The 25968-nt window shown below is 35.9% G+C and carries 23 protein-coding genes and 3 tRNA genes; 13 read left to right on the top strand and 13 right to left on the bottom strand.

The window, feature by feature from the left end:
- The first annotated feature begins 3 nt into the window (after positions 1 to 3).
- The 6 genes from ACFX5U_RS19610 (at position 4) to ACFX5U_RS19585 (ending at position 5620) form a co-directional block, all read left to right on the top strand.
- Positions 4 to 687, top strand: a complete 684-nt coding sequence (locus ACFX5U_RS19610; protein WP_400261808.1) for a putative porin — start codon at positions 4 to 6, stop codon at positions 685 to 687.
- Complete coding sequence (locus ACFX5U_RS19605) at positions 653 to 1993, top strand: putative porin (protein ID WP_400261807.1); 1341 nt, start codon at positions 653 to 655, stop codon at positions 1991 to 1993. The genes ACFX5U_RS19610 and ACFX5U_RS19605 overlap by 35 nt, the downstream gene beginning before the upstream one ends.
- Positions 1994 to 2141: 148 nt before the next feature.
- Positions 2142 to 2216, top strand: a tRNA-Val gene (locus ACFX5U_RS19600).
- Between the two features lie 33 nt (positions 2217 to 2249).
- Positions 2250 to 2324 (top strand) — tRNA-Val (locus ACFX5U_RS19595).
- Positions 2325 to 2358: 34 nt separating this feature from the next.
- Positions 2359 to 2433, top strand: a tRNA-Val gene (locus ACFX5U_RS19590).
- A gap of 253 nt (positions 2434 to 2686) precedes the next feature.
- On the top strand, positions 2687 to 5620 hold the full coding sequence (locus tag ACFX5U_RS19585; protein ID WP_400261806.1) for an insulinase family protein: 2934 nt from the start codon (positions 2687 to 2689) through the stop codon (positions 5618 to 5620).
- Positions 5621 to 5662: 42 nt separating this feature from the next.
- Here ACFX5U_RS19585 and ACFX5U_RS19580 read toward each other — a convergent pair whose 3' ends face one another.
- Positions 5663 to 6385, bottom strand: a complete 723-nt coding sequence (locus tag ACFX5U_RS19580; RefSeq protein ID WP_038701219.1) for a DUF1080 domain-containing protein — start codon at positions 6383 to 6385, stop codon at positions 5663 to 5665.
- A 92-nt stretch (positions 6386 to 6477) separates the two neighbouring features.
- On the bottom strand, positions 6478 to 6999 hold the full coding sequence (locus ACFX5U_RS19575) for an NADPH-dependent FMN reductase (RefSeq protein WP_038701217.1): 522 nt from the start codon (positions 6997 to 6999) through the stop codon (positions 6478 to 6480).
- A gap of 227 nt (positions 7000 to 7226) precedes the next feature.
- Between ACFX5U_RS19575 and ACFX5U_RS19570 the strand changes: the two genes are divergently transcribed.
- From ACFX5U_RS19570 to lepB, 5 genes are all read left to right on the top strand, one after another.
- Positions 7227 to 8024: a ParA family protein gene (locus ACFX5U_RS19570; RefSeq protein WP_038701215.1), complete on the top strand. Its 798-nt coding sequence runs from the start codon at positions 7227 to 7229 to the stop codon at positions 8022 to 8024.
- A 1-nt stretch (position 8025) separates the two neighbouring features.
- Positions 8026 to 8952, top strand: coding sequence for a ParB/RepB/Spo0J family partition protein (locus tag ACFX5U_RS19565; RefSeq protein WP_038701213.1), 927 nt, complete (start codon positions 8026 to 8028; stop codon positions 8950 to 8952).
- Position 8953: 1 nt separating this feature from the next.
- Positions 8954 to 9676, top strand: a complete 723-nt coding sequence (locus tag ACFX5U_RS19560) for a DUF5683 domain-containing protein (protein WP_280565189.1) — start codon at positions 8954 to 8956, stop codon at positions 9674 to 9676.
- 83 nt (positions 9677 to 9759) lie between these two features.
- Positions 9760 to 10506: a 4-hydroxy-tetrahydrodipicolinate reductase gene (gene dapB, locus ACFX5U_RS19555; protein WP_038701211.1), complete on the top strand. Its 747-nt coding sequence runs from the start codon at positions 9760 to 9762 to the stop codon at positions 10504 to 10506.
- A 98-nt stretch (positions 10507 to 10604) separates the two neighbouring features.
- Positions 10605 to 12029 (top strand): signal peptidase I, encoded by a 1425-nt coding sequence (lepB, locus tag ACFX5U_RS19550; RefSeq protein ID WP_038701209.1) that lies wholly within the window; start codon positions 10605 to 10607, stop codon positions 12027 to 12029.
- A gap of 49 nt (positions 12030 to 12078) precedes the next feature.
- Here the strand turns inward: lepB and ACFX5U_RS19545 are convergent, their stop codons facing one another.
- Positions 12079 to 12795: a pyridoxine 5'-phosphate synthase gene (locus ACFX5U_RS19545; protein ID WP_038701207.1), complete on the bottom strand. Its 717-nt coding sequence runs from the start codon at positions 12793 to 12795 to the stop codon at positions 12079 to 12081.
- Between the two features lie 117 nt (positions 12796 to 12912).
- Here ACFX5U_RS19545 and cdaA point away from each other — a divergent pair, with 117 nt between their 5' ends.
- A complete protein-coding gene (gene cdaA, locus ACFX5U_RS19540) occupies positions 12913 to 13707 on the top strand; it encodes a diadenylate cyclase CdaA (RefSeq protein WP_038703075.1) in 795 nt (264 codons plus the stop codon).
- A gap of 48 nt (positions 13708 to 13755) precedes the next feature.
- Here the strand turns inward: cdaA and ACFX5U_RS19535 are convergent, their stop codons facing one another.
- The 7 genes from ACFX5U_RS19535 to ACFX5U_RS19505 all read right to left on the bottom strand — a co-directional run bounded on the left by ACFX5U_RS19535 (position 13756) and on the right by ACFX5U_RS19505 (position 20171).
- Entirely contained in the window at positions 13756 to 14604 is an 849-nt protein-coding gene (locus ACFX5U_RS19535) for a DUF2911 domain-containing protein (RefSeq protein WP_038701205.1), read from the bottom strand.
- Positions 14605 to 14716: 112 nt separating this feature from the next.
- Positions 14717 to 15712 carry a DUF4091 domain-containing protein gene (locus ACFX5U_RS19530; RefSeq protein ID WP_400261805.1) on the bottom strand — a complete coding sequence of 332 codons (996 nt, stop codon included), beginning with the start codon at positions 15710 to 15712 and terminating at the stop codon, positions 14717 to 14719.
- The gene (locus tag ACFX5U_RS19525) at positions 15696 to 16445 is read right to left on the bottom strand and encodes a glycoside hydrolase domain-containing protein (protein WP_400261804.1); all 750 of its coding nucleotides are present in this window, start codon (positions 16443 to 16445) and stop codon (positions 15696 to 15698) included. Before ACFX5U_RS19525 ends, ACFX5U_RS19530 begins: the two co-directional genes overlap by 17 nt.
- Positions 16446 to 16513: 68 nt before the next feature.
- A complete protein-coding gene (locus tag ACFX5U_RS19520; protein ID WP_038701201.1) occupies positions 16514 to 17788 on the bottom strand; it encodes a sugar MFS transporter in 1275 nt (424 codons plus the stop codon).
- A gap of 236 nt (positions 17789 to 18024) precedes the next feature.
- The gene (locus ACFX5U_RS19515) at positions 18025 to 18444 is read right to left on the bottom strand and encodes a hotdog fold thioesterase (RefSeq protein ID WP_400261803.1); all 420 of its coding nucleotides are present in this window, start codon (positions 18442 to 18444) and stop codon (positions 18025 to 18027) included.
- Positions 18416 to 18964 (bottom strand): DinB family protein, encoded by a 549-nt coding sequence (locus ACFX5U_RS19510; RefSeq protein WP_038701197.1) that lies wholly within the window; start codon positions 18962 to 18964, stop codon positions 18416 to 18418. Before ACFX5U_RS19510 ends, ACFX5U_RS19515 begins: the two co-directional genes overlap by 29 nt.
- On the bottom strand, positions 18945 to 20171 hold the full coding sequence (locus tag ACFX5U_RS19505) for a HAMP domain-containing sensor histidine kinase (RefSeq protein ID WP_038701195.1): 1227 nt from the start codon (positions 20169 to 20171) through the stop codon (positions 18945 to 18947). The genes ACFX5U_RS19510 and ACFX5U_RS19505 overlap by 20 nt, the downstream gene beginning before the upstream one ends.
- Positions 20172 to 20333: 162 nt before the next feature.
- Between ACFX5U_RS19505 and gltX the strand changes: the two genes are divergently transcribed.
- The gene (gene gltX, locus ACFX5U_RS19500; protein ID WP_400261802.1) at positions 20334 to 21860 is read left to right on the top strand and encodes a glutamate--tRNA ligase; all 1527 of its coding nucleotides are present in this window, start codon (positions 20334 to 20336) and stop codon (positions 21858 to 21860) included.
- Positions 21861 to 21927: 67 nt separating this feature from the next.
- Here the strand turns inward: gltX and ACFX5U_RS19495 are convergent, their stop codons facing one another.
- The 3 genes from ACFX5U_RS19495 to dapF form a co-directional block, all read right to left on the bottom strand.
- Entirely contained in the window at positions 21928 to 22941 is a 1014-nt protein-coding gene (locus tag ACFX5U_RS19495) for a DEAD/DEAH box helicase (protein WP_400261801.1), read from the bottom strand.
- A complete protein-coding gene (locus ACFX5U_RS19490; protein ID WP_400261800.1) occupies positions 22868 to 24814 on the bottom strand; it encodes a DEAD/DEAH box helicase in 1947 nt (648 codons plus the stop codon). Before ACFX5U_RS19490 ends, ACFX5U_RS19495 begins: the two co-directional genes overlap by 74 nt.
- Positions 24815 to 24972: 158 nt before the next feature.
- Entirely contained in the window at positions 24973 to 25755 is a 783-nt protein-coding gene (dapF, locus tag ACFX5U_RS19485) for a diaminopimelate epimerase (RefSeq protein WP_280565220.1), read from the bottom strand.
- Between the last annotated feature and the right edge of the window lie 213 nt (positions 25756 to 25968).

The raw sequence follows: 25968 nt of genomic DNA, 5'->3' as shown, positions 1-25968 counted from the left end.
TAAATGATGGTGACCCTGCGCTTATTAGCGATTTTTTGTTGTTTTCTTGGTTTTGTAAATCAAGTTCAAGCACAAAGTAATGATGAATGGAGTAGTGCTTTAGATTCCGCTAGGGCAAAAGAGGATGCGAAACAAGATTCTGTGATTTTGTCGGCTAAATATATTCGATATACGACATTGGATATGATGAAAAAGGGCACTTCTACTGTTCAGATAGATACTTCACATCAAAACTTTCAATATTATAATAAACAGAATTTGCCGTGGAACCCAAGTATTAATTTGGGCTCTTACGGTTTAGCAACTCGCGATTTATTATTTCAACCTACTAAAACCATTGGATTTCAAAGCGGCTTTCATAGCTTGGAGCGTACTTTATATCGGCCAGATTCTATACAGTATTTTAGAGCGCGCGCAAGGTTTTCAGAACTCTATACGGTTGGCTTTTTCTTTGATGATCAGGTTTTTCGTGCACGTTTGGCGCAGAATATTCATCCAAGGCTTAACATTGGTGGAGAGTTTCATGCTACAAAAACAGCGGGTTACTATTCGAATCAGACTTATTCTGATATTAAATCCGCTTTATTTGCTTGGTACGAATCTGAGAACCATCGTTACAACTTGTTGACTAATGTGGTCTTTAATAAATTGGATGCTACAGAGAATGGTTTCTGTCTTAGCAAATAATATTTTTAAAGATACCTTAGGTCAGTCTTCTGATCGGTATCCGGTACGCTTAAATGGATTGGGAGACAATAGACCTCGAAATGAATGGCGTGATAATTCGTTTTTTCTTAGACAATCTATGTTTATTGGTCGTTTGGATACGGTTGATGCTGGTAAGCCTACGATGCAGATATTTCCAACAAATAGTGTGGCCCATAATAGTTCGGTAAGGATTCAAAAATACAATTTTTTTAAAAATGAAACGGATGGCAATGGTGCTTTTCCATATGGGTCATCCACACTAACACAAGATACTACTTCAATTACTTCAATATCCAATGAATTTGAATATAGCTTTTTTCTAAGAGGAAAATCTATTTTTAAGAATGAAGTAAAGTTGAATGTAGCTTTTCAACATGATATGTATTGGTATTCGGATAGTGGTATCAATAATAGGTTCTATCAAAATGGCATGCTGAAGGGAGAATTAGGCTATAAGTTTTCCGATCGCGTTAATGTAACTGGTAATGTGAACCAAATTGTATTGGGGCATAATTTTGGAGACTACTTATATGAAGCAAAAGCAGACATGTTATTGAGTTCTAATGTGGGTAAAATAACTATTTCTGCTTATTCGCAGAATAAATCTCCTGAAATGGTATTTAGTCGTATGAATTATACGTATCATCGATGGGAGCGCGACCTTGAGAAAACTAAAACACAGAATTTAGCATTCCAATACAGCAATCCTAAAATTGGTTTCAAGGGTAAGGTTGAATACTTCCTAATGGACAATTACCTTTATTTTAAGGAAATCGATAATCCAGGAGGTGATGCTCGACTTTCTAAATTAATCGAACCTGCTCAATTGGGTTCTGCAAACCTATTAAAGGTGTCCGTAGGGCAAAAGTTTAAGTTCAGGAGATTTACATTGGATAACTTGGTTGTGTATCAGAAAACCGATCAACAGAAGGTTCTAGCTACTCCTGAGATCTATACCTGGCATAGTTTGTACTATAATAATGTCTTATATAAGGTTGTTGATTTTAATATCGGTGTTGATGCTCGTTTTAATACGCCATTTACAACACCATCTTATTCGATTAATACAGGTCAGTTCTATAATGATAATGCCGCACTTCAGTTTTCGACTTATCCAATATTTGATGTGTGGACTACAGCGAACATTCAACGTGTGACCCTTTTCTTGAGTTGCAATTTTGTTAATCAATATCTGGGTATGCCGAAGGGCTATTATACTGTTCGTCGTTATCCGATGAATGATGCTAATATTAGATTTGGGGTTTCTTGGAAATTTTATGATTAAGAATTGTGAAAATTATATGCGTGGCTTCTAGTGTATTGCGTTTTTCACTATAAAAAACTTGTCAAATAATTTTGAGAGTCGAAATTTTGGAGTATATTTGCACACGCAATTAGGGAAAGGTATTACCGATATCAGGAACTAAAAGAAAGGAGAATTAGCTCAGCTGGTTCAGAGCATCTGCCTTACAAGCAGAGGGTCACTGGTTCGAACCCAGTATTCTCCACAAAAACAGAAGTGTTTCAAAACCCTTAAGAAAGGAGAATTAGCTCAGCTGGTTCAGAGCATCTGCCTTACAAGCAGAGGGTCACTGGTTCGAACCCAGTATTCTCCACAAAAACAGAAGTGTTTCAAAACCCTTAAAGAAAGGAGAATTAGCTCAGCTGGTTCAGAGCATCTGCCTTACAAGCAGAGGGTCACTGGTTCGAACCCAGTATTCTCCACGAAAAAGCATCGATAATTCGATGCTTTTTTTGTTTAAGCCTATCTATGTGTATTTCCTACATAATTTATATTCATTAGTGTGTGATCATGTACCAAGTGGAGTGCTTTTGGTTATTAGCTAAATCGTATTAATTTAGCTAATCTGTCTGAAAAGATCAATTATTTACTTGTAGTTGTGAAAGATGTTTCAATAGTACCTGAATTTTTCTTTAAACATTCATATATTTGATTGTATTTTTAAACATATTAGAAATGAATTTAAAATCTATTTCGATAATGGCTTTTGTTTTTTTATCAAGTATCACAACTTTTGCGCAGATGAAAAAGTATGATTGGAAAGAAACAAATGAAGGTGGTTATACGTATCGCTATGTAACTAACGATCCTACAAATTCACGTTTTTACACCTTAAAAAACGGTCTTACAGTAATCTTGAGCCCGTCTAAAAAGGTGCCTCGTATTCAGGCGTATATTGCTACAAAAGCAGGTAGCAAAACGGATCCTGCTGATCATACTGGTCTAGCACATTACCTTGAGCATATGCTTTTTAAGGGTACAGATAAATTTGGGTCAAAAGATTGGGCAAAGGAAAAACCATTGCTTGATCAGATTGATGGATTATATGAACAATATAATTCAACTACAGATGAGGCCAAACGTAAAGAAATTTACAAACAAATTGACCAGGTTTCCGGTGAGGCAGCTAAATATGCCATAGCTAATGAGTACGATAAGTTGATGAGTGAGATGGGGGCTGAAGGAACAAATGCTTTTACCTCATTTGAACAGACCGTTTATACAGAGGATATTCCAAATAATGTTATTGACAAATTTCTTGCTGTTCAAGCAGAGCGCTTTCGTTATCCCGTGTTAAGGTTGTTTCATACCGAATTAGAGGCTGTTTATGAGGAAAAGAATAGGGGATTGGATAATGATGGTCGTAAATCTGTAGAGGCTATGTTTGAGGCCATGTTTCCTAATAACAATTATGGGAAACAAACAACGATTGGAACGGTTGAACATTTGAAGAATCCTTCTTTAAAAGCTATTCGTGAATATTTTAATACTTACTATGTCCCCAATAATATGGGGGTGATTATGTCTGGTGATTTTGATCCAAATGAGGTCGTTAAAAAAATCGATCAGGCATTCAGTTATATGAAACCGAAGGATATTCCTGTTTATACGTTTGATGCTGAGAAAGATATCAAACAACCGGTGGTAAGAGAAGTGAAGGGGCCAGAATCTGAGTTTTTATTTTTAGGATTTCGTTTCCCAGGTGCATCTACTAAAGATGCTCAAATGTTGAATTTACTTGGTAATATGCTTACCAATGGTTCCGCAGGTTTGATTGATTTGGATTTGGTGAAATCCCAAAAATTATTGGGCGCTGGAGCATTTCCATATGTATTGAAAGATTATTCAATGTTGATCATGCAGGCTAATCCAAGCCAAGGTCAATCGTTGGACGATGTAAAATCCTTGATTCTAGCAGAGTTGGATAAGTTGCGTAGAGGAGAATTTTCTGACGATCTGATTACTTCAATTGTGAATAATGAGAAGAAATCGGAAATTTCACGAAATGAGAGTTATAGTCATCGTGCTGAGGAGCTTATGGATGCTTTTACTTCGGGTGTGGATTGGTCAACAGAATTGAGTTATTCGGATAACTTGACAAAAATAACGAAGCAGGATATTATGGATTTTGCCTCTAAATATCTGAATGATAATAATTATGTTGTGGTTTATAAACGTAAAGGTGTCGATGATAGTGTTGTCAAAGTAGAGAAGCCTCCTATTACGCCAGTAGTTGTCAATCGTGATGATCAATCGCTTTTCGTTAAGACTATTGCTGAAATGCCAGAAAGTAAAATTACCCCAGTTTGGATAGATTATGCTAAAGATGTCCAGAAGGCAACTTTAAAAGGTATTGATGTAGTCGCTGTTCAGAATAATGATAATGCATTATTCAGTTTGACCTATCGTTATGATATGGGGAAATGGAATAATAAGTTATTGGGTATTGCAGCAGATTATCTGGAGTTTTTAGGAACTAAAGATAAATCAAGTGAGGATTTCAGCAAAGCATTCTATAAGTTGGCTTCTGATTTCTCGGTGATTTCAGGAAATGAAGAGACCCGCATTAATATTTCAGGATTGAATGAGAACTTTGAGCAAACGGTAGCATTAATTCAAGATCTCTTGAAAAATAGTATAGGGAATCAGGGAGCATTAGAAGCATATATTGGTCGTTTAAAAAAATCAAGAACGAATGCTAAAGAAAATAAAGCCTTGATTATGGAAGGGTTAAGGTCATATGCAAAATATGGTGCTAAAAATCCTTTTAACAATGTTTTGACAGATGAAGAGTTAAATTCCATTAAAGCATCTGATCTGGTTGATATTTTGCATGAACTGGCGAATACGAAACATCAGATATTGTATTATGGACCTAAAACTACGAGTCAACTAGTTGCTGTATTGAAACCCCTGAATACGAATACAAATTTTGCAACTATTAGCAAGGCAAGTAACTTTGCAGAATTGCCTACCCCGAAAAATCAAGTGTTATTTGCGGATTTCGATATGAAGCAAGCAGAGGTATTTTGGTTTAGAAATTCGGATCAATATAATCCGAAATATAGCCCTACTGTGGCGCTGTTTAATATGTATTTCGGAGGAGGCATGGGGAGTATCGTTTTTCAGACTATTAGAGAGTCTAAAGCTCTAGCCTATTCTACTTATGCACATTTTGCTTCTCCAATCAAAAAAGAGAATCATTACTCGGTGGGTGCTTATGTAGGTACTCAAGCGGATAAATTTAATGAAGCAGTTGTCGGTATGAATGAATTGTTAGATGATTTGCCTGATGCTCCAAAAGCTTTGGAAATTGCTAAAGTAAGTTTAGTCAAATCGTTGGCTAGTGACCGTATCACAAATGCAAACATTTTATCAAATTATTTGAGTGCGCAGCGATTAGGTCTTTCTTCAGATATCCGTAAGGAAATTTATGAGCAGGCACCAAAATTAACTTTTGGAGATTTGAAAACTTTCCACAATAAAGAAATGAGTCGCAAACCTTATATTTATTGTGTTGTTGCCAAAGATGAGAACTTGAAAATCGAAGATTTAGCAAAACTTGGTGAAGTTAAGAAATTGACTTTAGAAGAGTTGTTTGGATATTAATTTTGATATAAAAAAGAGAGCAGGATTTCCTACTCTCTTTTTTTATAATGTTTTTATTTTGATATTTCGAAAATAGACTTCATCTGTATGATTTTGAAGCGCAATTTTTCCTTTTTGGAACTTACCGAAATCGGGGTAATTTTTCATGTTTGTATGGGCAATTAAATCCTTCCATTCTTGATTATTGGTGACATTTTCAAATGTCAATTGACCGTTTAACCAAAAACTCACCTTCCCTTTGTTTTGTACGATACGCGATTCATTCCACTCGTTGAAGGGGTTGGGTTTTGAATTTGAACCGATGCTTTTTATGGCATAAAGAGATCCTGCCCAATGTGTCGAATCCGTTTGATGACGGGATTCTGCGTTAGCATTATCTAATAGTTGCATCTCAAGACCAGTAACAAATGTAGCATCGTATTTAGGATCTTCTTGAACATCGATGAAGACACCACTATTGCCCCCTTTGGCAACTTTCCAGTCAAATTTCAAATCGAAATCTTGATAGGTTTCATTTGAAACTAAATCTCCGAATATCCCTGTTTTTACGGTTGGGTCGCATAGAATGGCATCGTCTTTTACCACCCATTTAGATGCTTGATCTCCTTGGTTGTAAATATGCCAGTTATGGATGTCTTTTCCGTTAAAAAGTAATTGCCAACCTTCTTTCTTTTCATCTGCACTTAGGGTATTATGCTGAGGAGTTTGCTTACAGGCGGATAGTAATCCAAGGGAAAATATAAGGTATGTTATTTTAAGGTTCATATGATTGGGTTTTGAACAAAATACGAAAATTTGCCATATTATTATATTTACAAATAAGTGCTGGTATGATTAAGCGTGGGCTCTAATATTTTCTAGAAGTTGATAAGTTCATCAATTTGCTCTTGAATGGCATTTATTGTTTCTTCATGAATAAAGGTGTTCTCTTCATTTATTTCGTTTTGAATATGCGGTAAGAATATCTTTAAGGGCAATACATGCATGCGCAAATAATTGCAAATTCCTGTTAAATGATCTATACCTCTTAAATTGCCATATCGTCCGGACGAGATGCCAACAAGTGCAGCTTTTTTATGATAAAAGCTGATCGGAAAAGTGCAGGCATCGATGAAGATTTTGAGTACACCTGGAATGCTTCCGTTATATTCAGGTGTAACAAAAATAAACTTATCTGCATCCGAAACGAGTTGTTGTATATTTTTAAATCGATCACTTCTTTGACCATATAAATCCGATATGATAATATCTGCAGGTAGATCGGTTAAAGGAAGTATTTGACAGCTTTCACCTTTTTTCTGTAACTGCTCTTGGTAGTATTGTGCGACTTTTAACGTCTTACTTTTGGGACGATTCGTTCCCGAAATTATTAAAATCATTGTCTAGTTGTAACTTATAAAAACCCACCGAACAAAGTGGATGTATATCCTGATTTTTTGTATCTTAGCATCTTGAGGATCTATTCCTTTAGATACTTTCAAAAGTAAGAAATATGCATCATTTAAGTGTTTTTTTACCAGGAAGAATTTATGAATGAGCAGAATAATCCTTTTTTGTGACCTTAGGGGAACAAAATGACATTTTATAAAGAAAGAATTTCATTCGAATGGGTAAAATTATATCAATTGCAAATCAAAAGGGTGGTGTTGGTAAGACGACAACATCAATCAATTTGGCAGCTAGTTTAGCTGTTTTAGAATATAAAACCTTATTGGTTGACGCTGATCCGCAAGCAAACTCTACTTCTGGAATTGGATTTGATCCAAGAACCATCAAAGAAAGTATATACGAATGCTTGGTAAATGATTTGGATCCTCGTGATGCTATTCAGGCCACAGAAACGCCAAATTTGGATTTACTCCCTGCTCATATTGACCTGGTTGGTGCAGAAATTGAAATGATCAATATGCATGAACGTGAATATAAGATGAAAAAAATCTTAGATCAAGTTAAGGATGATTATGATTTTATCATTATTGACTGCTCTCCTTCATTAGGGTTAATCACCATCAATGCATTATCAGCATCTAATTCAGTTGTTATTCCAGTGCAATGCGAATATTTTGCACTAGAGGGCTTGGGTAAGTTGTTAAATACAATTAAAATTGTACAAACACGTTTAAATACTAGTCTGGAAATTGAGGGTATTTTATTGACAATGTATGATGTTCGTTTACGCTTATCAAATCAGGTAGTTGAAGAAGTAAAGACACATTTTACGGATTTGGTGTTTGAGACGATTATTCAGCGAAATACACGTTTGAGTGAGGCTCCGAGTTTTGGTATCTCTGTCATTATGCACGATGCATCGTGCAAAGGAGCTATCAACTATTTAAATTTGGCTCGAGAAATTTTACATAAAAATGGACATCTAAAAGAATTAGATTCATCAGTTACAATATAATATGGCAGCACAACAGCGAAAAACAGGTCTAGGAAGAGGATTAGGTGCCTTATTAAATGATAGTACCGATATCCCTGAAAGAAACTCTGACCTGGAGACATCCCGAGTAGATACTCCTGTGAAATCCAAAGAAACGGGTAGTATCAGTACGGTTAATGTGGATGAGATTGAAATGAATCCATTTCAACCTCGTACGGACTTTGACCCACAAGCATTACAGGAACTTTCTGAATCGATTTTATTACAAGGGCTAATTCAACCCATTACTGTTCGGAAAATTGGTGAAAATGCGTATCAATTAATTTCTGGAGAGCGTCGTTATCGTGCTTCAAAGTTGGCGGGTATTACCGAAATTCCAGCCTATATTCGTACTGCTAATGACCAGCAGATGCTGGAAATGGCTTTAATTGAAAATATTCAGCGTGAAAATTTGAATGCCATTGAAGTGGCTTTGAGTTTTCAACGTATGATAGAAGAGTGTAATCTTAAGCAAGAGGAATTAGGGGAGCGCGTGAGCAAAAATCGTTCTACCGTGACCAATTATCTGCGCCTATTAAAGTTACCCCCTGTGATTCAGGCTGCTATACGTGATGGTGAGTTAACTATGGGACATGCTCGTGCACTTATTAATGTTGGAGAAGTAGATAAGCAATTGTACATTTTTAAGTTAATTGTTGATTTGGGTTTGTCTGTTCGTAAAGCAGAAGAATTGGTTCGTGAGATTCAGAACGGTAATAAAAAGAAAGCACAAAAAGATAAAAATGCACCTAAATCTTTTCAATTTCAAAAAATTGAAGATGATTTGGCATCTAAGTTTTCTTCTCGTGTCAAATTGAATTTGAAAAGTGCCAAAGGAAAGGGAGCTATTGAGATTCCTTTTGAATCTGAAGATGACCTGAGTCGTATTTTGGAATTATTAGACTGGTAAGATGCATAAAGTAATCGGTTTATTGTGTGCTATCTTTATATTTTTTGTTGCACAAGGGCAACAAGTTGATCCCAAAGGGAAAGTAGCGTTAAAAACTACTTCTGCATTAGATTCAACTAAGAAAGTAACGACTGTGCAGGATACAACAAAAAAAGAGAGTCGGAGGGAAAGAAAAAGAAGAGAGAAGGCTGAAGAAGAAGCGAAGATTCCTAAGATTTTTAAAGATTCTACACGACTTGCAATAGAAGCAAAAACAGTTACTGCATGGAAACGTTCTTTGATACTTCCTGGGTGGGGGCAATATACAAATAAGGGATTGTGGTGGATTAAGGTACCTGCTATTTATGGAGGACTGGTATCAACTGCACTGGTATTTGAATTTAATCATCGTTATTATAAGGAATTCATTAAAGAATTGGACTATCGTTTTAAGCATAATGAGAAGGATAATCCAGATTATTTTGGCTGGTCGGATCAAGGGCTTATTAGAGCTAAGGATGCGGCAAGACGTGATCGAGATTTGATGGTACTTTTGACTGTTGGGGTGTATGGATTGAATGTAGTCGAAGCTTATGTAGATTCGATGCTCAAAAATCGTTGGAGCGTAAGTTCAGAAAAAGTTGCATTAAAAATTAGACCAACTATCTTATTGGGACCATCAAATAGTTTTGCATACAGTGCTGCTCCCAATTTTGGATTTAAATTATCCATGACACTTAAATAAAAATTATAAAGCTTAAATTCGTATTCATGCTATAGAGCATAAAACTTATTTGGTCTTCTTATTAAATATGATCTGAAATAGATATGAAAATTGTATTATTCGGCTACGGCAAAATGGGCAAAATTATTGAGAAATTTGCGCAAAAAAGAGGGCATGAGATTCATTTGATTGTCAATAGCGAGAACCGTAGCTCAATTACCAAAGCTGATCTGGTAGGTGCGGATGTTGCAATAGACTTTGGTGTTCCAAATGCAGCTCTTTCTAATATGGAATTATGCTTGGAAGCAAAGTTGCCAATTGTCATGGGGACTACAGGTTGGTATGAAGACCTTGATCTTGTAAAGGAAAAATGTTTAGCTGTTGATGGTTCTATCTTGTACGGTTCGAACTTCTCCATAGGTGTCAATATCTTTTTTCATATCAATAAAATGTTGGCGAAGGCCATTCAACCTTATAAAGCTTATGATGTACAAGTAGAAGAAATACATCATATTCATAAATTGGACGCACCAAGTGGGACAGCAATTACTATAGCTGAAGGAATCTTAAACAACAGTGATGTTAAAACATCTTGGGTCAATTCATTGGTAGGGGATGGAGATGTAGAGATTATACCTAAAGCAACGGAATTGTTAATAGAAAGTCACCGTATCGAAGAGGTCCCTGGTACACATACAGTCGTATATAGTTCGGAAGTTGATCAAATTGAATTTAAACATACAGCGCATAGTCGTGACGGGTTTGCATTAGGCTCCGTTATCGCTGCAGAGTGGCTGTTTGGAAAAGAAGGATTCTTTCAAGTGACCGAAATGTTTGATTTCAATAAGTAATCGATTTTTATAAAAAATTGCGAAGTCTGTAACGAATGCATAATCTTTTATACTAATTGACATATTAGATTATTAAAAAATAAAATTTAAAGAAACTTATGTGGTATATTATTTTTGCGGTCTTAACAGTAATTGCTCATTATGGGCTTTGGAAATTATTTGTTAAAGCAGGCAGATCAGGATGGGAAGCGCTAGTTCCCTTTTATCGGGAATATGTAATGGCCGAATTAACGGGTCGCGCAAAGTGGGTTGTTATCCTATTATTGGTGCCAATCGTGAATATCTTTGTTTTCTATGGTCTATATTTAGATTTGATAAAGGCATTTGGGAAAAGAAGATTTTGGGAAAATGCAGCTGCGGTGTTAATTCCTTTTATCGTATTACCCATGTGGGGCAATGACGCTTTGGTAAAGTATTTGGGTAACCCAAACTCGGAAGAATTTAAAAAGAAATATCCTTATAAAAAATCTATGGCTCGTGAATGGGCTGATGCAATCGTTTTTGCAACCGTTGCAGCATCATTAATTCGTGGGTTTTTAATAGAGGCATATATGATTCCAACAGGTTCTATGGAACGGACTTTATTGGTTGGTGATTTCTTATTTGTAAGTAAGGTTAATTATGGACCGCGTGTTCCTATGACACCTATTGCATTTCCCTTTGCGCATCATACAATGCCCTTAATTGGAGGTAATGCATACTCAGAGTTAATTGAACTGCCTTATAAGCGCCTGCCTGGATTCCAGGACATCAAAAGAAATGATGTTGTCGTTTTCAACTATCCAATGGAAGCTGATGCGCCGTACAACCGTCCAGTTGATAAACGTGAGAACTACATCAAACGTTGTGTAGGTATGCCGGGCGATGAAGTCTCTATGTCCAATGCTGTGTTCTTTGTAAATGGTAAACCTGGTTTTAATCCACCAGAAGGACAATTGGATTATATAGTAGAAACCGACCAAACTGGTTTGGACATGCGTGTTATGAATGATAAACGATTAGAAACATTCCCTACAGGTCAACCCGATGTTTATCAAGTTTTTATGACGGCTGATGAGGCTGCTATGGTTAAAGGATGGATGAATGTGAAGGCTGTTATTCCAAATATTCGTAAAGCAGGCGAACATGAAGAAGGAACCTTCCCAAATGTTGCTTCTTTGAATTGGAATTTTGATAATTTCGGTCCGATTAAAATTCCGAGTAAAGGTTGGACTGTTCAATTGGACAGTGCTACTGTGCCACTTTATGAGCGTGCAATTACTATTTATGAAGGTAATACAATGGAAAATAAAGCAGATGGTACCTATATTAATGGTGTTAAAGCTAATTCATATACCTTTAAGATGGATTATTATTGGATGATGGGTGATAATAGACATAATTCTTTAGATTCTCGTGGATGGGGCTTCGTACCAGAAGACCATATTGTTGGTAAAGCATTATTTACCTGGCTGAGTCTTGATAAGGACGGTTCGGGATTATCAAAAATACGCTGGAACAGAATATTCAAGGGTATTGAATAAATATAAAATAAAAAAGAAGGGCTTTACAAATTTGTAAAGCCCTTCTTTTTTATTTTAATGCATTTAAATATCTTTTTATTGTTTCTTCTAATCCTAAATAAAGTGCATCTGCGATAAGCGCGTGGCCAATACTCACTTCTAACAATCCTGGGATATGCTGGTTAAAGTATGTCAAGTTATTTAAGTCCAAATCATGGCCTGCATTGATGCCTAAACCAACTTCTCTTGCTTTTAAAGCCGCCTGAAAATAGGGTTTGATTGCGGCATCTCTCTCCTCCAAGAAAGCTTGCGCATATGACTCAGTATACAATTCGATGCGGTCGGTCCCTGTTTCCGCAGCGGCTTCAACCATATCTGTATCTGGATCAACAAAAATAGACACTCGAATACCTTGGTCTTTGAAAAGCTTACAGATATCGGTTAGGTATGCCTTGTTTTTAATCGTATCCCAACCATGGTTTGATGTAATTTGTCCTTCTGCATCCGGTACTAGGGTGACTTGAGCAGGTTTGTTTGCTAGAACAAGATCGATAAATTTTTGTTCTTGACAATTTCCCTCAATGTTTAGCTCTGTTTGAATATTAGCTTTCAAATCAAAAACGTCTGCATAGCGAATATGACGTTCGTCTGGTCTCGGGTGTACAGTAATACCATTAGCACCAAAGCGTTCGCAAGCTAAGGCTGCGGCCAATACATTGGGATTGTTTCCTCCTCGAGAATTACGAAGAGTGGCTATTTTATTGATGTTTACAGATAATGCAGTCATATTTATTCCAATCTTTTAAGTAAAAATACAAAACAATTCTAACGCTTGCTCATTTTAGCGATAATTTGCACGACAAAGAGCTCATTGTTTAGGTGATTTTTTTTAACTTGCATGTATATGGAAGGATTTGATTACAGCCTCTTTAGGGGTTTCCGTTTATTGGATGTTATCGATATTATTTTAGTAGCGATTATTATTTACTATGTATATAGTTTAATACGTGGTACGATTGCTGTTAATATCTTAATTGGCGTTGCCCTATTTTATGGTATTTATATTATTGTAAAACAAATGCATATGCGTTTGTTGACCGAAATATTTGGGGGGTTCATTTCAGTGGGTTCCATTGCCTTGATTGTGGTCTTTCAGCAGGAGATTCGGCGTTTTTTGTTACATATAGGGAAGAATATTTCTATGAAGCGAAAGAAGATCCTATGGTCGTTTCTAGTTAGTAAGAAGACTGTAGCCAAAGATAATTCTGAACATTTAAAACCTATTATAGAGGCTTGCCGTAGTATGTCAAAGACACGCACTGGTGCCCTGTTGGTTTTTTCTAAGTATTTTGATGAAGAATATTATCAAAGTAGTGGCGAGTTTATTGATGCACATATCTCAAAACGTCTGATAGAAAGTATTTTTAATAAGAATAGCCCTTTGCATGATGGTGCTGTTGTAGTTGTGGATTTTAAAATCATGTCCGCGTCTTGTATTCTACCTTTATCGGAAAGTGAAGATTTGCCTTTACAGTTCGGTTTACGCCATCGTGCGGCAATTGGAGTGACAGAGGTGTCTGATGCAGTTGCTGTCGTGGTATCGGAGGAAACAGGTGAAATATCCTTTGCTAAAGATGGTAATGTGAATATGAATATCACACATGAGGAACTCGCGGAGTTACTAAAAGAAGAATTATAAAAAAAACGCCACTTTCAAAAAGTGGCGTTTTTTCATAATGGTATATTATTATTTACCGGCTTCTTTAATGACTTGGTTATTTAATTTAACATATTCAGCATTGTTTCCTTTTTGCGCAATTTCCACTCCTTTTTGTGCTGTTGCTATTGCTCCCTTTTTATCACCTGCTTTCAGTTGTATTTTTGCTTTCCAGTAGCGAATATAAGGCGCTTCTGGATTTTCTTTTTCAGCTTCGTCTACCCATACCAATGCTTTTTTGATATCGAGGTTGTTGTTTAGGTAAAATTGTGCTGCTTGGAGATAAGGTTTTTTATCACCCTTCATTGCTTCCTCAATATTAGCTAATATCTCTTGTGTTTGATCAACTTTTATTGAAAACTGAGTGGAGCTGTTTTCCCAAGATAGGGATAATACAGCTGAATTTGTTGTTACATTTTCGAACTGCATGGTAAAGGTTTCTACTTTATTTGAAAGCTTAGTCGACTTTACATTGAAACGTATGAGGTCGTCTTTTTTATCGTAGGTATATGCACCCCATTGATTGCTGTTTTTCGTTAATATAATTGTCCAATCGCCCTTTGTTGGGATGGTCAAGATGCCATACGTTCCAGCAGGAACTTTATTTCCTTCTATTGTAACTTCTTCTTCAAATTTAATAACAGGTATATTGTTTGCGCCAGTTCTCCAGACCTCATTGTAGGGAATTAAATTACCGAAAATAACACGACCGTTTATGTTTGGTCTCTGGTATGAAAGTGCTATGTTTTTAATCCCTAATCCTTGGGTGATGGATGTGGTGCTACTTGCTTGTGGTAATTTTACTTGAGCAACTGAAGTAGTTGAGAGACTAAATGTGAGTACCGTAGCGGCGCATAGTGTTAAAATAGATTTCTTCATTTTGGAAATGTTTAATTTCCACTAATTTACTTGTAAATTATCAAAATAAAGAATTTTGGTTTTTTAAATTAAAGGCCAACAAAGGATTGATATTGGCCCTTAATGTGAGTTTTTACAAACTGTTCAACACTTTTTGCGCTTCTTTAATCTGGTTTGGAATTGCTTTTTGATTGATGTTTTTATTTGTAAATCCATCAATTATTTCATTTAATTTTTGCAATTGTGGAGCATTTAATTCCTTTCTTAAAATCCTTATTTTCTCAGCATCTTGTACACCTTCAATTAATTTTTCGAAACGAATAGAGGTCATGTTGTCTGGATATACAAAATACGTGTCCCCACCTAACCATGATCCGTAACGGGTATCTTGATTGGGATTGGCATTCCAACAGTCATATGCCCATCTTAGATAACCATCGAAACCCCTCTGTACACTATGCCAAGCTAACCAAGTTGCTTCTTGGTAGCCAGAATTGGTAAATGTATTAGGGAAAATCTCAGTGCAGCATGTATAAACTGTTGTTTTATAGCCTTTTTCTTGACGTGCTTTTAATACCTCTGGTGCCATTTCTTCTCCTAGGGTGATACTGTAATCAGCAAACTCATTAGAAATTTCTGGATGATATGCACCTGCAAGTGATGACCTGAACTGTGGGTCTGCTTCTTTAATAATTGCAATTGCACGTTTCATATCTTCTTGAGGTCTTTCATCCATAGCAATGGTTGTCCATTCAAAATAACCTTTTTGTTTAAGATGCCTTGCAAAGTCTTTTAATAGAGGTAACCAATGTTCTCTGTATTTTGGATCATCAGTTTTAACTTTTAAGATTTCATATTTACCTGTATTTTCATCAAAGTATTGAAAATTCATGTTCCAAGGAATCATACTGTAGCAATTGATATATTTAGAAATACCAATCTCTCGCATAAATCCTACCCATTTATCAAAAATGCTATAATCATAAGACCAAGTGCCATCCTTCTTTTTAGTCCATTTAATCATGGCCTGGTATTTATCATATGTTTGACCATTCCAGGGATCATTAATGATACTTACGGTAATATTTTTTTGGCCAGCATCACGTAACCGTTCATAGTGTGGTTTCATGATGTTGAAATGTTCTGGCGACCATAGTTTCTACTTGAAATTGTCGGGCAATAGAGTAAGGGTTTTGCCATAAGTCTAAATGATATTCCCAATCTTTTGTCTCTGGTAATACATGAGCAAGTACTTCTATACTATAAGGTATAGTCGTTTTGTAATTGTCGGCTTTTATTGTAAGCGAACCTTTGTATATTCCTACTGCAGCATCACGAGGTACTTGAATGCTTAACCAAAGCGGTCTTGTCGTGTTTTTTTCGTATTCAAAACTTGATTGATCTGTGATACGATCAGCTACCAAAGCTGAGTCCAATCCTTGACTGATACCACAACCTTGTTTTAAATCTCCTGATAGATCTGTCATGACGTAGGTGATGTATCCTAAAGTAATATCTTTAGTTGCTATTTGTTGTGCTTGACTATTTTTTAAAGATGAGGATGTCACTTCAACTTTTCCATGGTCTCTATTGCTCCAAAATACCAGCTGTGTGTGTACTTTTTCACCTTTCCAAGCCTTTGTATTCCATGATTTTGTCAATGTTTCTAAGGTTGGGGGGATGGTTTGGGAGTAGCTATAATCTGCTATGCTAAAAGAAAAGTTGTTTTTTTCTTTTAGATTGTCCCATTTTTCAGTGGTGCTAGATGCCCTTGGGTCTGCTAGTTCATTTATTTTCTGCGAATAACCCTGCTGTGTGCAAATAAATAAACCGACTAATAAACAATAAAAGGATTTTTTCATATTTAGGTGTTTAAGAAAAAAGCGATTATTTTGTAAAAATAACCGCTTTTTTATTTATAATAGTTTTTTTATTTTTTCCCTACCTTATGTCCTGAGATGGCATAATACAATATGAAAAGATAACATGGAATTGCAATCCAGTATGCCTGATGAGAGCCAACGTGATCCGCTAATGCGCCATAGCTTAACGGAATAACAGCACCACCAGCGATACCCATAACTAGTAATGAAGATGCTGCATTGGTAAATTTACCAACACCTTTAAGCGCTAATGGCCAAATGGCCGGCCAAATTAATGAGTTTGATAATCCTAACAACGCAACAAATGCGACAGAGGTATAACCGCTTGTGAAGATAATTCCTAACGTGAAGATTATACCTGAAATTGCACAAGCTTTCATCGCTACGTCTTGTTTAATATATTTTGGAATTGCGATAATACCGATGATATATCCTACTACCATTGAAATCATTGTTCCAGTGGTAAAATACTTAGCTGTATTTAGGGCTATACCTTGCGATTTTCCATAAGCAATTATACTATCACCTGCTAAAACTTCAACTCCGACATACAAGAATAGGGCAACAAACCCTAAAACTACATGTGGAAATTGGAATATAGAAGATTTTTCAGAGGAAATAGTACCATGATGGTCAGCCGTTTCTTCTTCATCACCTTTTACTTCAGGTAGATTTGCTCTTGAAATCCAAAAAGCTAAAATTAATAAAGCAACAACAATACCAATATAAGGGTTTACAACTTGTAAAGCCATCTCATCTAAAGCTGCAGAATGTGCGGCAGCAGTCATGTTATCTACTTCGTTATGTAGTTTATCGGCATCTTCTAATTTTAAGAACAACCCTAAAATAATCGGCGCCAGAGCTCCTGCAAATTTATTGCAGATTCCCATAATCGAAATCCTTTTGGCTGCTGTTTCAACAGGTCCTAGAATAGTGATATAGGGATTAGAAGCTGTTTGTAAGATGGCTAAACCACCTCCAAGTACAAATAGACCAATTAAAAATAAAATATAAGTTCTTGAAATAGCGGCAGGTATAAAGATTAATGCACCAACAGCCATAATCAATAGGGATATGGACATCCCATTTTTAAATCCAAATCGGTCTAATACACGAGTCGATATTGGCCCCATTACTAAATAGGCAATGTAAAAAGCGAAAGTAACAAAGTAGGATTGAAACTCAGTTAATTCACATGCGATTTTTAAGTAGGGTATTAATAATGAATTTAACCAAGTTACAAATCCAAAGATAAAAAATAGTGAACCTATGATAATCATTGGACCCAGCGTTGATTGCGCAGAATGATTTTTTGATTGCATGATTTGGTTGATAAATTTTGATTTTATTTATATAATATGCAAGACTAATTAATTTTATTAAGAAAATGAAATAAAATGGCATGGATTTGGCGATTAATTGGTAATATTTTGAATAGAAAAAGGGAGTAACATACCTAGTATGCTACTCCCTTTTTGTAAAACCGTATTTGTAAACCAATTCAGTTGGCTTAGTTTATATTCAAGACAAGTGGTGAAGAGAAATGTTTGAAATATTTTTATTTTGGTATAATGGCAACAGTTAGCCTTGAAATACAATTGAGATTACCTAAATCATCAGAAATACGGATATCCCAAATATGCGTTTGTTTTCCAATATGTATAGCGGAACAAACCGCAGTTACCAATCCTTTAGCGACCGGGCGTAGATGATTTGCATTGATTTCTAAGCCTACACCTTTATGCGTGTCTGGATTGAGGATTAGATTTGACGCAATACTCCCAATTGATTCTGCTAATACTACGGATGCTCCACCGTGTAGTATTCCGAATGGCTGTCTTGTTTTATCATTCACAGACATTGTAGCTGTAATCGATTGACGGTCGATAGCTGTTGCTTTTATTTCAAGTAAGCCCGTCATATATTGAGCAAGTATGCCATTAACTTGCTCAATGCTGTAATTCTGAAACCAAATCATTGACATTGTTTGAATTGAAATATCGTTCTTGTATAATGATGCGGTGATGATTTAAGTGTCCCGCAACTACATATAGTAAAGCTTTTACACTTGTTAGCCTTTCGGAAGCCATCCCTTTTCTTTCTAATTCTGCATTACTAAAGTTTTCAAAAAGAAACATATTTGCTTTGCGCAAGTGTATGAATTCTTTACTAAGAGAAGCTAAAGTTCGTTCGGGATATCTGGAGTTTTGTATAAAATATTCCTGATCATAGCCTAAAAGCTCTTTCATATCATTACGTGAAAACCTTAGAGCTCGGTAAGCCATAATGCGCTCATTGTCTAAAATATGTCCTATCACCTCTTTGATTGACCATTTATCTTCTGCATAGCGAAAGTCACCTTTTTCTTCAGGTATTGTATCGAGAAATGCTGGAAAGGATAAAATTTGCTCTTCCAACACATCCATGACATCGCCGACTACAGTCTCTATGTACGTGGAATACACCGCTGGGTATTCATCAGATTTTAGTGGGTTCATAAGTTAGATTACTTTTTAATATTATTCTAAATGTAGTTCCTTTTCCAATTTCAGAATCTTTCACAAAAATATGGCCTTGATGATAATGTACCATTCTTTTGGTTAGACTTAATCCCAATCCCCATCCCCGTTTGCGGGTAGTAAAACCTGGTTGAAAGACGGCTTCAAAATTTGATCTTGAAATCCCCTTTCCTGTATCACTAATGTCAATAAAAATTTCTTCTTTCGCAATGTTTTCTGATATTTTAACAGTTATTTTTCCTTCCGATGTAATAGCGTTCACTGCATTTTTTAATAAATTTTCAATTATCCAATCAAATAATGGGATATTTAACTTTGCTTCTACATGTTTATCTCCAATGAGTTCAAATATTATTTTGTCACTTGTTCGTACTTTAAAGTAGCGGATGTATGAAGCTATTACTTCGTAAACATTGGCATTGTGAAGCACGGGAGTGGATCCGATTTTGGAGAATCGGTCGGCTACGATTTCTAGCCGTTTGATGTCATTTTCCATTTCATTTAACGTTTCATCATCCTCTGCATCAAATTTTAATTTAATGAGTTCTAGCCATCCCATCAAGGAAGAAATGGGAGTACCCAACTGGTGGGCGGCTTCCTTGGTAAGGCCCACCCATACCAGATTCTGTTCGGATTTTCGAATGGAATTGAATACGGTGTATGCTATAATTAAAAATACCGCAATTAATGAAAGTTGAATATAGGGAAATACTCTAAGTTGCTGTAGGAACCATGAATCCTTATAATAAACCATCCATTTGGCGCCCGTATCTAATTCTAAAGTGATAGGAGGATGGCTTTTTTTCATAAAATTGAGTTGTTTCTCAAAATAATAGGGATCATAATCTATATGACTTGTACTATCTTTGGTCGTCGTTTTGATGTTGGTTTTGGTAGAGTCTAAATCCCTCCAGAAAACAATATTGTTGTTTTCATCTGTAATGATTGCTGGAACTGCTAGACTATCTCTTACGGAGTAGACAAACGTAATAAATTCGTCATCAACATCGGGCATAGTCATGATGCTCTTTGTGCTCATTGCCCATACTTCTGCCTTTGTTCTCTCCACTTTAGAAAGATTGCGGACGAGGTAGTTGGTATACAGAAGGGAGGCCGCTGCGATAATAGCTGCGAATATAAGCAAGAAAAATTTCCAACGTTGTTGATTGTATTGATATGGATTCATATTAGCCAAAGGGGAATCTTGTTGCTGCAAATTAAGGAATTAAATGAAATTAATCTTTATCAGCGACATATATCTAACGATAAAGTCTTGTTTTTGTTATTTTATTGTGGTTATCAATGCTATAGTTTCATTGAAATGAAAATTTTGTGGTAATTTTGTTTCATGAGTTCTGAAAGAAAAGTAAGGGTGCGTTTTGCACCAAGTCCGACAGGTGGGTTGCACCTTGGAGGAGTTCGTACAGCTTTATTTAATTATTTGTACGCGCGTAAACATCAAGGTGATTTTATTTTGCGTGTTGAAGATACAGACCAAACACGGTTTGTCGCTGGTGCAGAAGAATATATAAATGAGTGTTTAGCTTGGTGTGGTTTGGTACCAGATGAAAGTCCAATTAAAGGTGGTGCTTTTGGTCCATATCGCCAAAGTGAACGTAAACCTTCTTATCGTCAATTTGCAGAGCAATTGATTGAAAATGGACGCGCTTATTATGCCTTTGATACAGCAGAAGAGTTGGACGAGCAGCGAAAAGAACAACCAAACTTTCGTTATAGCCATGAAAATAGATTAAAGTTAAGAAATTCTTTAAGCCTTTCTAAAGAGGATACCCAAGTATTGTTATCGAAAGGTACTCCACATACTATTCGTATAAAAGTACCGACTGATGAGACCGTTTCTTTTACGGATATGATCCGTGGTCAAGTAAGTTTTGAAACCAATCTAATCGATGATAAGGTTTTGTTAAAGGCCGATGGAATGCCTACTTATCACTTAGCTGTAGTAGTGGATGATAAAGCGATGGAAATCTCACATGTTTTCCGAGGAGAAGAATGGTTGCCATCTGCTCCCGTACATATTTTGTTATGGGAATATTTGGGATGGAATGAGCAAATGCCACAATGGGCACATTTGCCATTAATTTTGAAACCCGATGGTAATGGTAAGTTGAGTAAACGCGATGGTGATCGATTAGGTTTTCCTGTATATGCAATGAATTGGAAAGATGCTCAAGCAGAAAAAGAAACAATTGGATTCCGTGAAATGGGGTTTTTACCAGAAGCCTTTGTCAACATGTTGGGTGTACTGGGATGGAATGATGGTACTGAGCAGGAGCTATTCTCATTACAAGAATTGATTGAAAAATTCTCGGTTGAGCGTATCAGTAAGGCGGGTGCTAAATTCGACTTTGAAAAAGCAAAATGGTTCAATCATGAGTGGATTAAGAAGACATCAAATGAAGCATTATTACCGCAGATAAGAGAGGTGTTAACATCGCATCAAGTGACAAATGTAGCGGATGATTATATTGTACAAGTTTTGGGCGCAGTGAAAGAGCGTCTGACATTTGTTTCTGATTTCTGGGAACAAGCGTCATTTTTCTTTGTTCGTCCAGAAAACTATGATTTAGGAGCTGTCAAACCAAAATGGTCAGCTGAGAAAACGACTTTCTTTAATCATGTTAATCTTGAATTCGGTAAGTTTGATTCTTGGGATGCCGTAGCTTTAGAATCTTTCTTTAAGGGTGCAATTCAAGAATCTGGAATGAAAATGGGTGAACTCATGATGCCTTTCCGTATTATGTTAGTTGGAGGTAAATTTGGTCCTGATGTGTTCCAAATCGTTTCTTTATTAGGAAAAGAAGAAGTTGTTGCTCGGGTTAATAAGGCGCTTATTGCTTTTACTGCTGAGTAGTTGATTTATAAAATTCGAAAAAAAACCCCATGCGCATTTAAGAACATGGGGTTTTCTTTTTGTGACCCTATCTCAGTAATTCTTGAATGTCTTCCGAAGATAGTGATTTAATGAAACTCTCTTCAGTGGTTATTAAACTCTGAGCAATAGAACGTTTTCTATTTTGCATGGCGAGTATCTTCTCTTCTACAGTATCCTTAGAGATGAATTTATAAATAAAGACATTCTTGGTCTGTCCGATACGGTGGGATCTGTCTACAGCCTGTTGTTCAACTGCGGGATTCCACCAGGGGTCTAGAATGAATACATAGTCGGCTTCAATAAGATTCAGACCTACACCACCAGCTTTGATGGATATCAAAAATAATTTAGTATCCTCATTTTCTCTAAACTGACTAACGGCCTCATCTCTGTTTTTTGTGCTCCCATCGAGGTATGCATAGTTGATATCTTTCTTGTCAAAATAACTTCTAAAAATATTCAAATGTTTGACAAATTGAGAAAATATTAAAACTTTATTCCCCCTTTGCAACACTTTTTCTAAGGTCTCGATGACTGTTTCAAATTTCCCTGAACTATCTGAATATTCTGGGTCTACCATTTTAGGATGGTTGGCAAGCTGTCTTAATTTAATCAATCCCTGAAGTAGCGCAATCTGATTTGATTTTGCTTTTCCTGCAAGTTGATTGTCTAAAATTGCATTGCGATATTCCGATTTTACTTTTTCGTACAGTTCATGCTGGTTTTCTGTCATTTCGCAATACAGTACTTGTTCCGTTTTTGGAGGTAATTCCGTTGCTACTTGATCTTTTGTTCTTCGTAGAATAAAGGGTTTGACAATTGCTTGTAGTTTTTTTGCTTTTTCTTCATCTTTTTTCTTTTCAATAGGTTGAACAAATTCTTTTTGAAAATAAGTATAACTACCTAAAAGCCCCGGATTTGTAAAGTGCATTTGCGTCCATAAATCAGAAACAGAATTTTCAACTGGCGTTCCGCTTAATGCAAGTTTATTTTGGCTTTTTAAGCCTTTGATGGCCTTGAAAGACTTGGACGTTGGGTTTCTTGATATTCTGACTCTCATCTAGGATGATGTAATTGAAATAGAATTGACTTAAAAATTCTTCATCAATCCGTGTAATTCCATACGTAGTGATTACTAAATCAAAAGAGAATAGTAATTCAGGGTCTTTTAAACGGTTATTTCCTGCATGGATGTAAATTTGGAGATCAGGGGCGAACTTACGCGCTTCATTTTGCCAATTGTAAATTAATGAGGTCGGTAGTATAAGCAGAGAGGTCTTAACGGCATGACTGTCGGTCAATATCTCTTTTTGATGCTGAAGTAACGCTAGTGTTTGAATCGTTTTACCAAGGCCCATGTCATCCGCTAGGCATCCACCAAATTTATACTGTTGCAGGAAATTGAACCAATTATATCCTGCTTGTTGGTATGGCCTCAGTTGTCCATGAAAGTTTTTGGGTAAAGGTGCATCAGCGATTTCTTCAAACTCGGCTAGTTTTTTTAATTTCCGACTGAAGGTAAGTTCAGTATGTTCACTAATTTCATACAATAATCCCAAATGAATTTTATTTAATTTTAATTCATTCTTATCCTTAGAAAATTGAAAAAGGTGATTGTATTGTGCAAACCACTCTTCAGGTATCATGGCTATCTCTCCATTTGGCAAAGTAAATTCTTTGATGTTATGTAGGATATGATGACGCAATTGAATGAATGGAATTTCAAAGGACCCAAACTTGGCTATCGCTTTGATGTCAAACCAATCGTTGTCCTCGTTAATAGAAATATCAATAGAGGTATGACCGATGAAAAATCTTTTTTCAGCCACATCCTGTATAATTTCAAACCCAACTTCTTTTAAAATAGCATCATTTTGACTTATCCAATCGAAGATAGAAGGTCGCTTACCGTTGATTTCTTTAGGTAATAAATCATGCGATTTTTGGTTGATTTTCTCCAATCCAAGTTCCCCTATAATTTTCGCTTGTTTCTCCTCCCAGATAATGGAGCGTTTTATCCGGTGAAAAATGTAAAGGTCCTGTTCTTCTAGATATTCCATTCGAACATTGACTTTGTTGTCTTTGCCGGATGAAAATATATAAGGGCCGTATTGAAATTGCAATTGTACCGGAGAATCACCTTCTTCATGGTAGATTAATTTCAGTATTGGGTTGGCGTTATGTTGATGGGTTTTGATTTCAAAACCTTCCGCATATACATTGTATTTTTCGATTAAGTTACAAACGAAAGTCTCGAAATATTTTTTCTCGGTAATCCTTGATACAGATATAAATCTTTTATTAAGAAAGGGACTTAGTTTTTTACCTTCTAGTTGTTGGTCGAAGTGGAATAAGGTATTGTTAAGCAGTAACCAAGCTTGTTCATTGACAATTACTTGCGCATTCTTAAACATGAATTCCATCCGGTGGTCTTCATATTTTATGGTCGGGAAATAGCGTGTTTCTTCTTCATTACGTCTAAAATGAAACAGTATGGATGCAGCCTGTGGAGCGATTTGAATTTTCTGATCGGCAGGGTAACCATCTTTACTCATTAAGAATATGGGTTTATCCGCTACGATGGAAAAAAACTGAATGAGTACTTCATCAATTTTTGTTCTCAGGATTTCAAATAGACTTTTATCAAATACTTTGGAAAAAAAGTCAACGGGCCTAATGGCTTTTTTGTGGTATTTTTTTATTAGGCTAGTTGGCTCAATTTGGTCAAGCAAGCGGATGAGTTTGTAATCTAATTCATCAACTGCTTGTGCGTATTCATTTACGGTATTGCTAAATACACGCTTATATCGAAGTGAATATGTTCCATTTGGATTTAACTTGACCACATGTGGCTCAATTAAATAACCCAAGTAGGGATGTTCGCAGATGGAATAAACAATTCGGTGTGATGAAGTTAACTTTGTTTGTTGCATTAAATATATTCGTACCTCTGAAAAGGTTTCTAATATACAGATTAATCTATATGATGTGGCTAATATTTGTTAATAATTTCATACTGAATGGGCACAAACAATGATTTTGTTTATGCCCATTCAGTATTGTTGTGTTAAGGTCGGTTGGCGTTTGAAAGCTATATTGTTCCTTCAAAAACAAAAGTAGCTGGGCCTTTAAGGTAAACTTCTGAAAATGAAGAACCCTCTTTTAAAAAAGATATATAGAGTTGTCCACCTAGCACGCGTATCGGAATGGTCATTTTCCCATTTCTATTTTCATGAAGTGCTATTGTCATGGCAGCAGCGGTTGCTCCGGTACCACAAGCGAAGGTTTCGTCTTCGACACCGCGTTCAAATGTCCGTAAGAAATATCCCGAATTACCTTCCTTCTCTATAAAGTTAACATTAATACCTTTTGTTTTGTAGGTTTCATTATTTCGGATTAAATAACCGGCGTTGAAAACATCTAATTCGGTTAAGTTGTTTTTAAAAGTAATATAATGAGGAGAGCCGGTATTTATAACATATGCATCATTATCGCGATCTATTTGATTCACATCAATCATTTGGAGGTCAATTAAATGATCTTCAAGATTGGCATGGTGAATACCATCAACTGCCAAAAAGTCAGTTTTATCAGATATTAAGTTAAGGTCCTTGGCAAAAGCTACAATACAGCGTCCTCCGTTACCACACATGGTACCCTCTCGTCCATCTGCATTGAAATAAATCATTTCGAAATCAAAGTTTTCTTTTTCTTGCAATAACATTAAACCATCGGCTCCTATACCAAATCTGCGATCGCAAAGCTTTTTTATTAAAACCTCATTTTTGCCGTCGAAATGAAGATTTCTGTTGTCAATGAGGATGAAGTCGTTGCCAGCACCTTGATATTTTGAAAACTTAATTTTTGATTCCATCTGCGTGAATGTATATAGCAAAATTAACTTTTCTGTTACATATAACATAGGGAAAGTTAAGTTTTGTTAAATCAGTAGTTTTTAGGTTGTAATTAACATTTTTTAACGTGCCTAATTAGCAGGTAAACTCGAAATGGTATTACATTTGATCAATAAATGGTATATTTATATAGAATAACTTTCCGATATAAATATCAATTTTAGATATACAAT

The organism is Sphingobacterium sp. SG20118, from assembly GCF_044740685.1.
In the GTDB taxonomy this organism is placed as follows: Bacteria; Bacteroidota; Bacteroidia; order Sphingobacteriales; family Sphingobacteriaceae; genus Sphingobacterium.
Note: the sequence above shows the minus strand (reverse complement) of the source record. Positions and strands in the feature narration are given on the sequence as shown.

Excerpts from the sequence above, each read along its gene's own strand:
- ACFX5U_RS19610 (WP_400261808.1), top strand. The coding sequence starts at position 4 with ATGATGGTGACCCTGCGCTTATTAGCGATTTTTTGTTGTTTTCTTGGT.
- ACFX5U_RS19605 (WP_400261807.1), top strand. The coding sequence starts at position 653 with ATGCTACAGAGAATGGTTTCTGTCTTAGCAAATAATATTTTTAAAGAT.
- ACFX5U_RS19585 (WP_400261806.1), top strand. The coding sequence starts at position 2,687 with ATGAATTTAAAATCTATTTCGATAATGGCTTTTGTTTTTTTATCAAGT.
- ACFX5U_RS19580 (WP_038701219.1), bottom strand. The coding sequence starts at position 6,385 with ATGAACCTTAAAATAACATACCTTATATTTTCCCTTGGATTACTATCC.
- ACFX5U_RS19575 (WP_038701217.1), bottom strand. The coding sequence starts at position 6,999 with ATGATTTTAATAATTTCGGGAACGAATCGTCCCAAAAGTAAGACGTTA.
- ACFX5U_RS19570 (WP_038701215.1), top strand. The coding sequence starts at position 7,227 with ATGGGTAAAATTATATCAATTGCAAATCAAAAGGGTGGTGTTGGTAAG.
- ACFX5U_RS19565 (WP_038701213.1), top strand. The coding sequence starts at position 8,026 with ATGGCAGCACAACAGCGAAAAACAGGTCTAGGAAGAGGATTAGGTGCC.
- ACFX5U_RS19560 (WP_280565189.1), top strand. The coding sequence starts at position 8,954 with ATGCATAAAGTAATCGGTTTATTGTGTGCTATCTTTATATTTTTTGTT.
- dapB (WP_038701211.1), top strand. The coding sequence starts at position 9,760 with ATGAAAATTGTATTATTCGGCTACGGCAAAATGGGCAAAATTATTGAG.
- lepB (WP_038701209.1), top strand. The coding sequence starts at position 10,605 with ATGTGGTATATTATTTTTGCGGTCTTAACAGTAATTGCTCATTATGGG.
- ACFX5U_RS19545 (WP_038701207.1), bottom strand. The coding sequence starts at position 12,795 with ATGACTGCATTATCTGTAAACATCAATAAAATAGCCACTCTTCGTAAT.
- cdaA (WP_038703075.1), top strand. The coding sequence starts at position 12,913 with ATGGAAGGATTTGATTACAGCCTCTTTAGGGGTTTCCGTTTATTGGAT.
- ACFX5U_RS19535 (WP_038701205.1), bottom strand. The coding sequence starts at position 14,604 with ATGAAGAAATCTATTTTAACACTATGCGCCGCTACGGTACTCACATTT.
- ACFX5U_RS19530 (WP_400261805.1), bottom strand. The coding sequence starts at position 15,712 with ATGAAACCACACTATGAACGGTTACGTGATGCTGGCCAAAAAAATATT.
- ACFX5U_RS19525 (WP_400261804.1), bottom strand. The coding sequence starts at position 16,445 with ATGAAAAAATCCTTTTATTGTTTATTAGTCGGTTTATTTATTTGCACA.
- ACFX5U_RS19520 (WP_038701201.1), bottom strand. The coding sequence starts at position 17,788 with ATGCAATCAAAAAATCATTCTGCGCAATCAACGCTGGGTCCAATGATT.
- ACFX5U_RS19515 (WP_400261803.1), bottom strand. The coding sequence starts at position 18,444 with ATGATTTGGTTTCAGAATTACAGCATTGAGCAAGTTAATGGCATACTT.
- ACFX5U_RS19510 (WP_038701197.1), bottom strand. The coding sequence starts at position 18,964 with ATGAACCCACTAAAATCTGATGAATACCCAGCGGTGTATTCCACGTAC.
- ACFX5U_RS19505 (WP_038701195.1), bottom strand. The coding sequence starts at position 20,171 with ATGAATCCATATCAATACAATCAACAACGTTGGAAATTTTTCTTGCTT.
- gltX (WP_400261802.1), top strand. The coding sequence starts at position 20,334 with ATGAGTTCTGAAAGAAAAGTAAGGGTGCGTTTTGCACCAAGTCCGACA.
- ACFX5U_RS19495 (WP_400261801.1), bottom strand. The coding sequence starts at position 22,941 with ATGAGAGTCAGAATATCAAGAAACCCAACGTCCAAGTCTTTCAAGGCC.
- ACFX5U_RS19490 (WP_400261800.1), bottom strand. The coding sequence starts at position 24,814 with ATGCAACAAACAAAGTTAACTTCATCACACCGAATTGTTTATTCCATC.
- dapF (WP_280565220.1), bottom strand. The coding sequence starts at position 25,755 with ATGGAATCAAAAATTAAGTTTTCAAAATATCAAGGTGCTGGCAACGAC.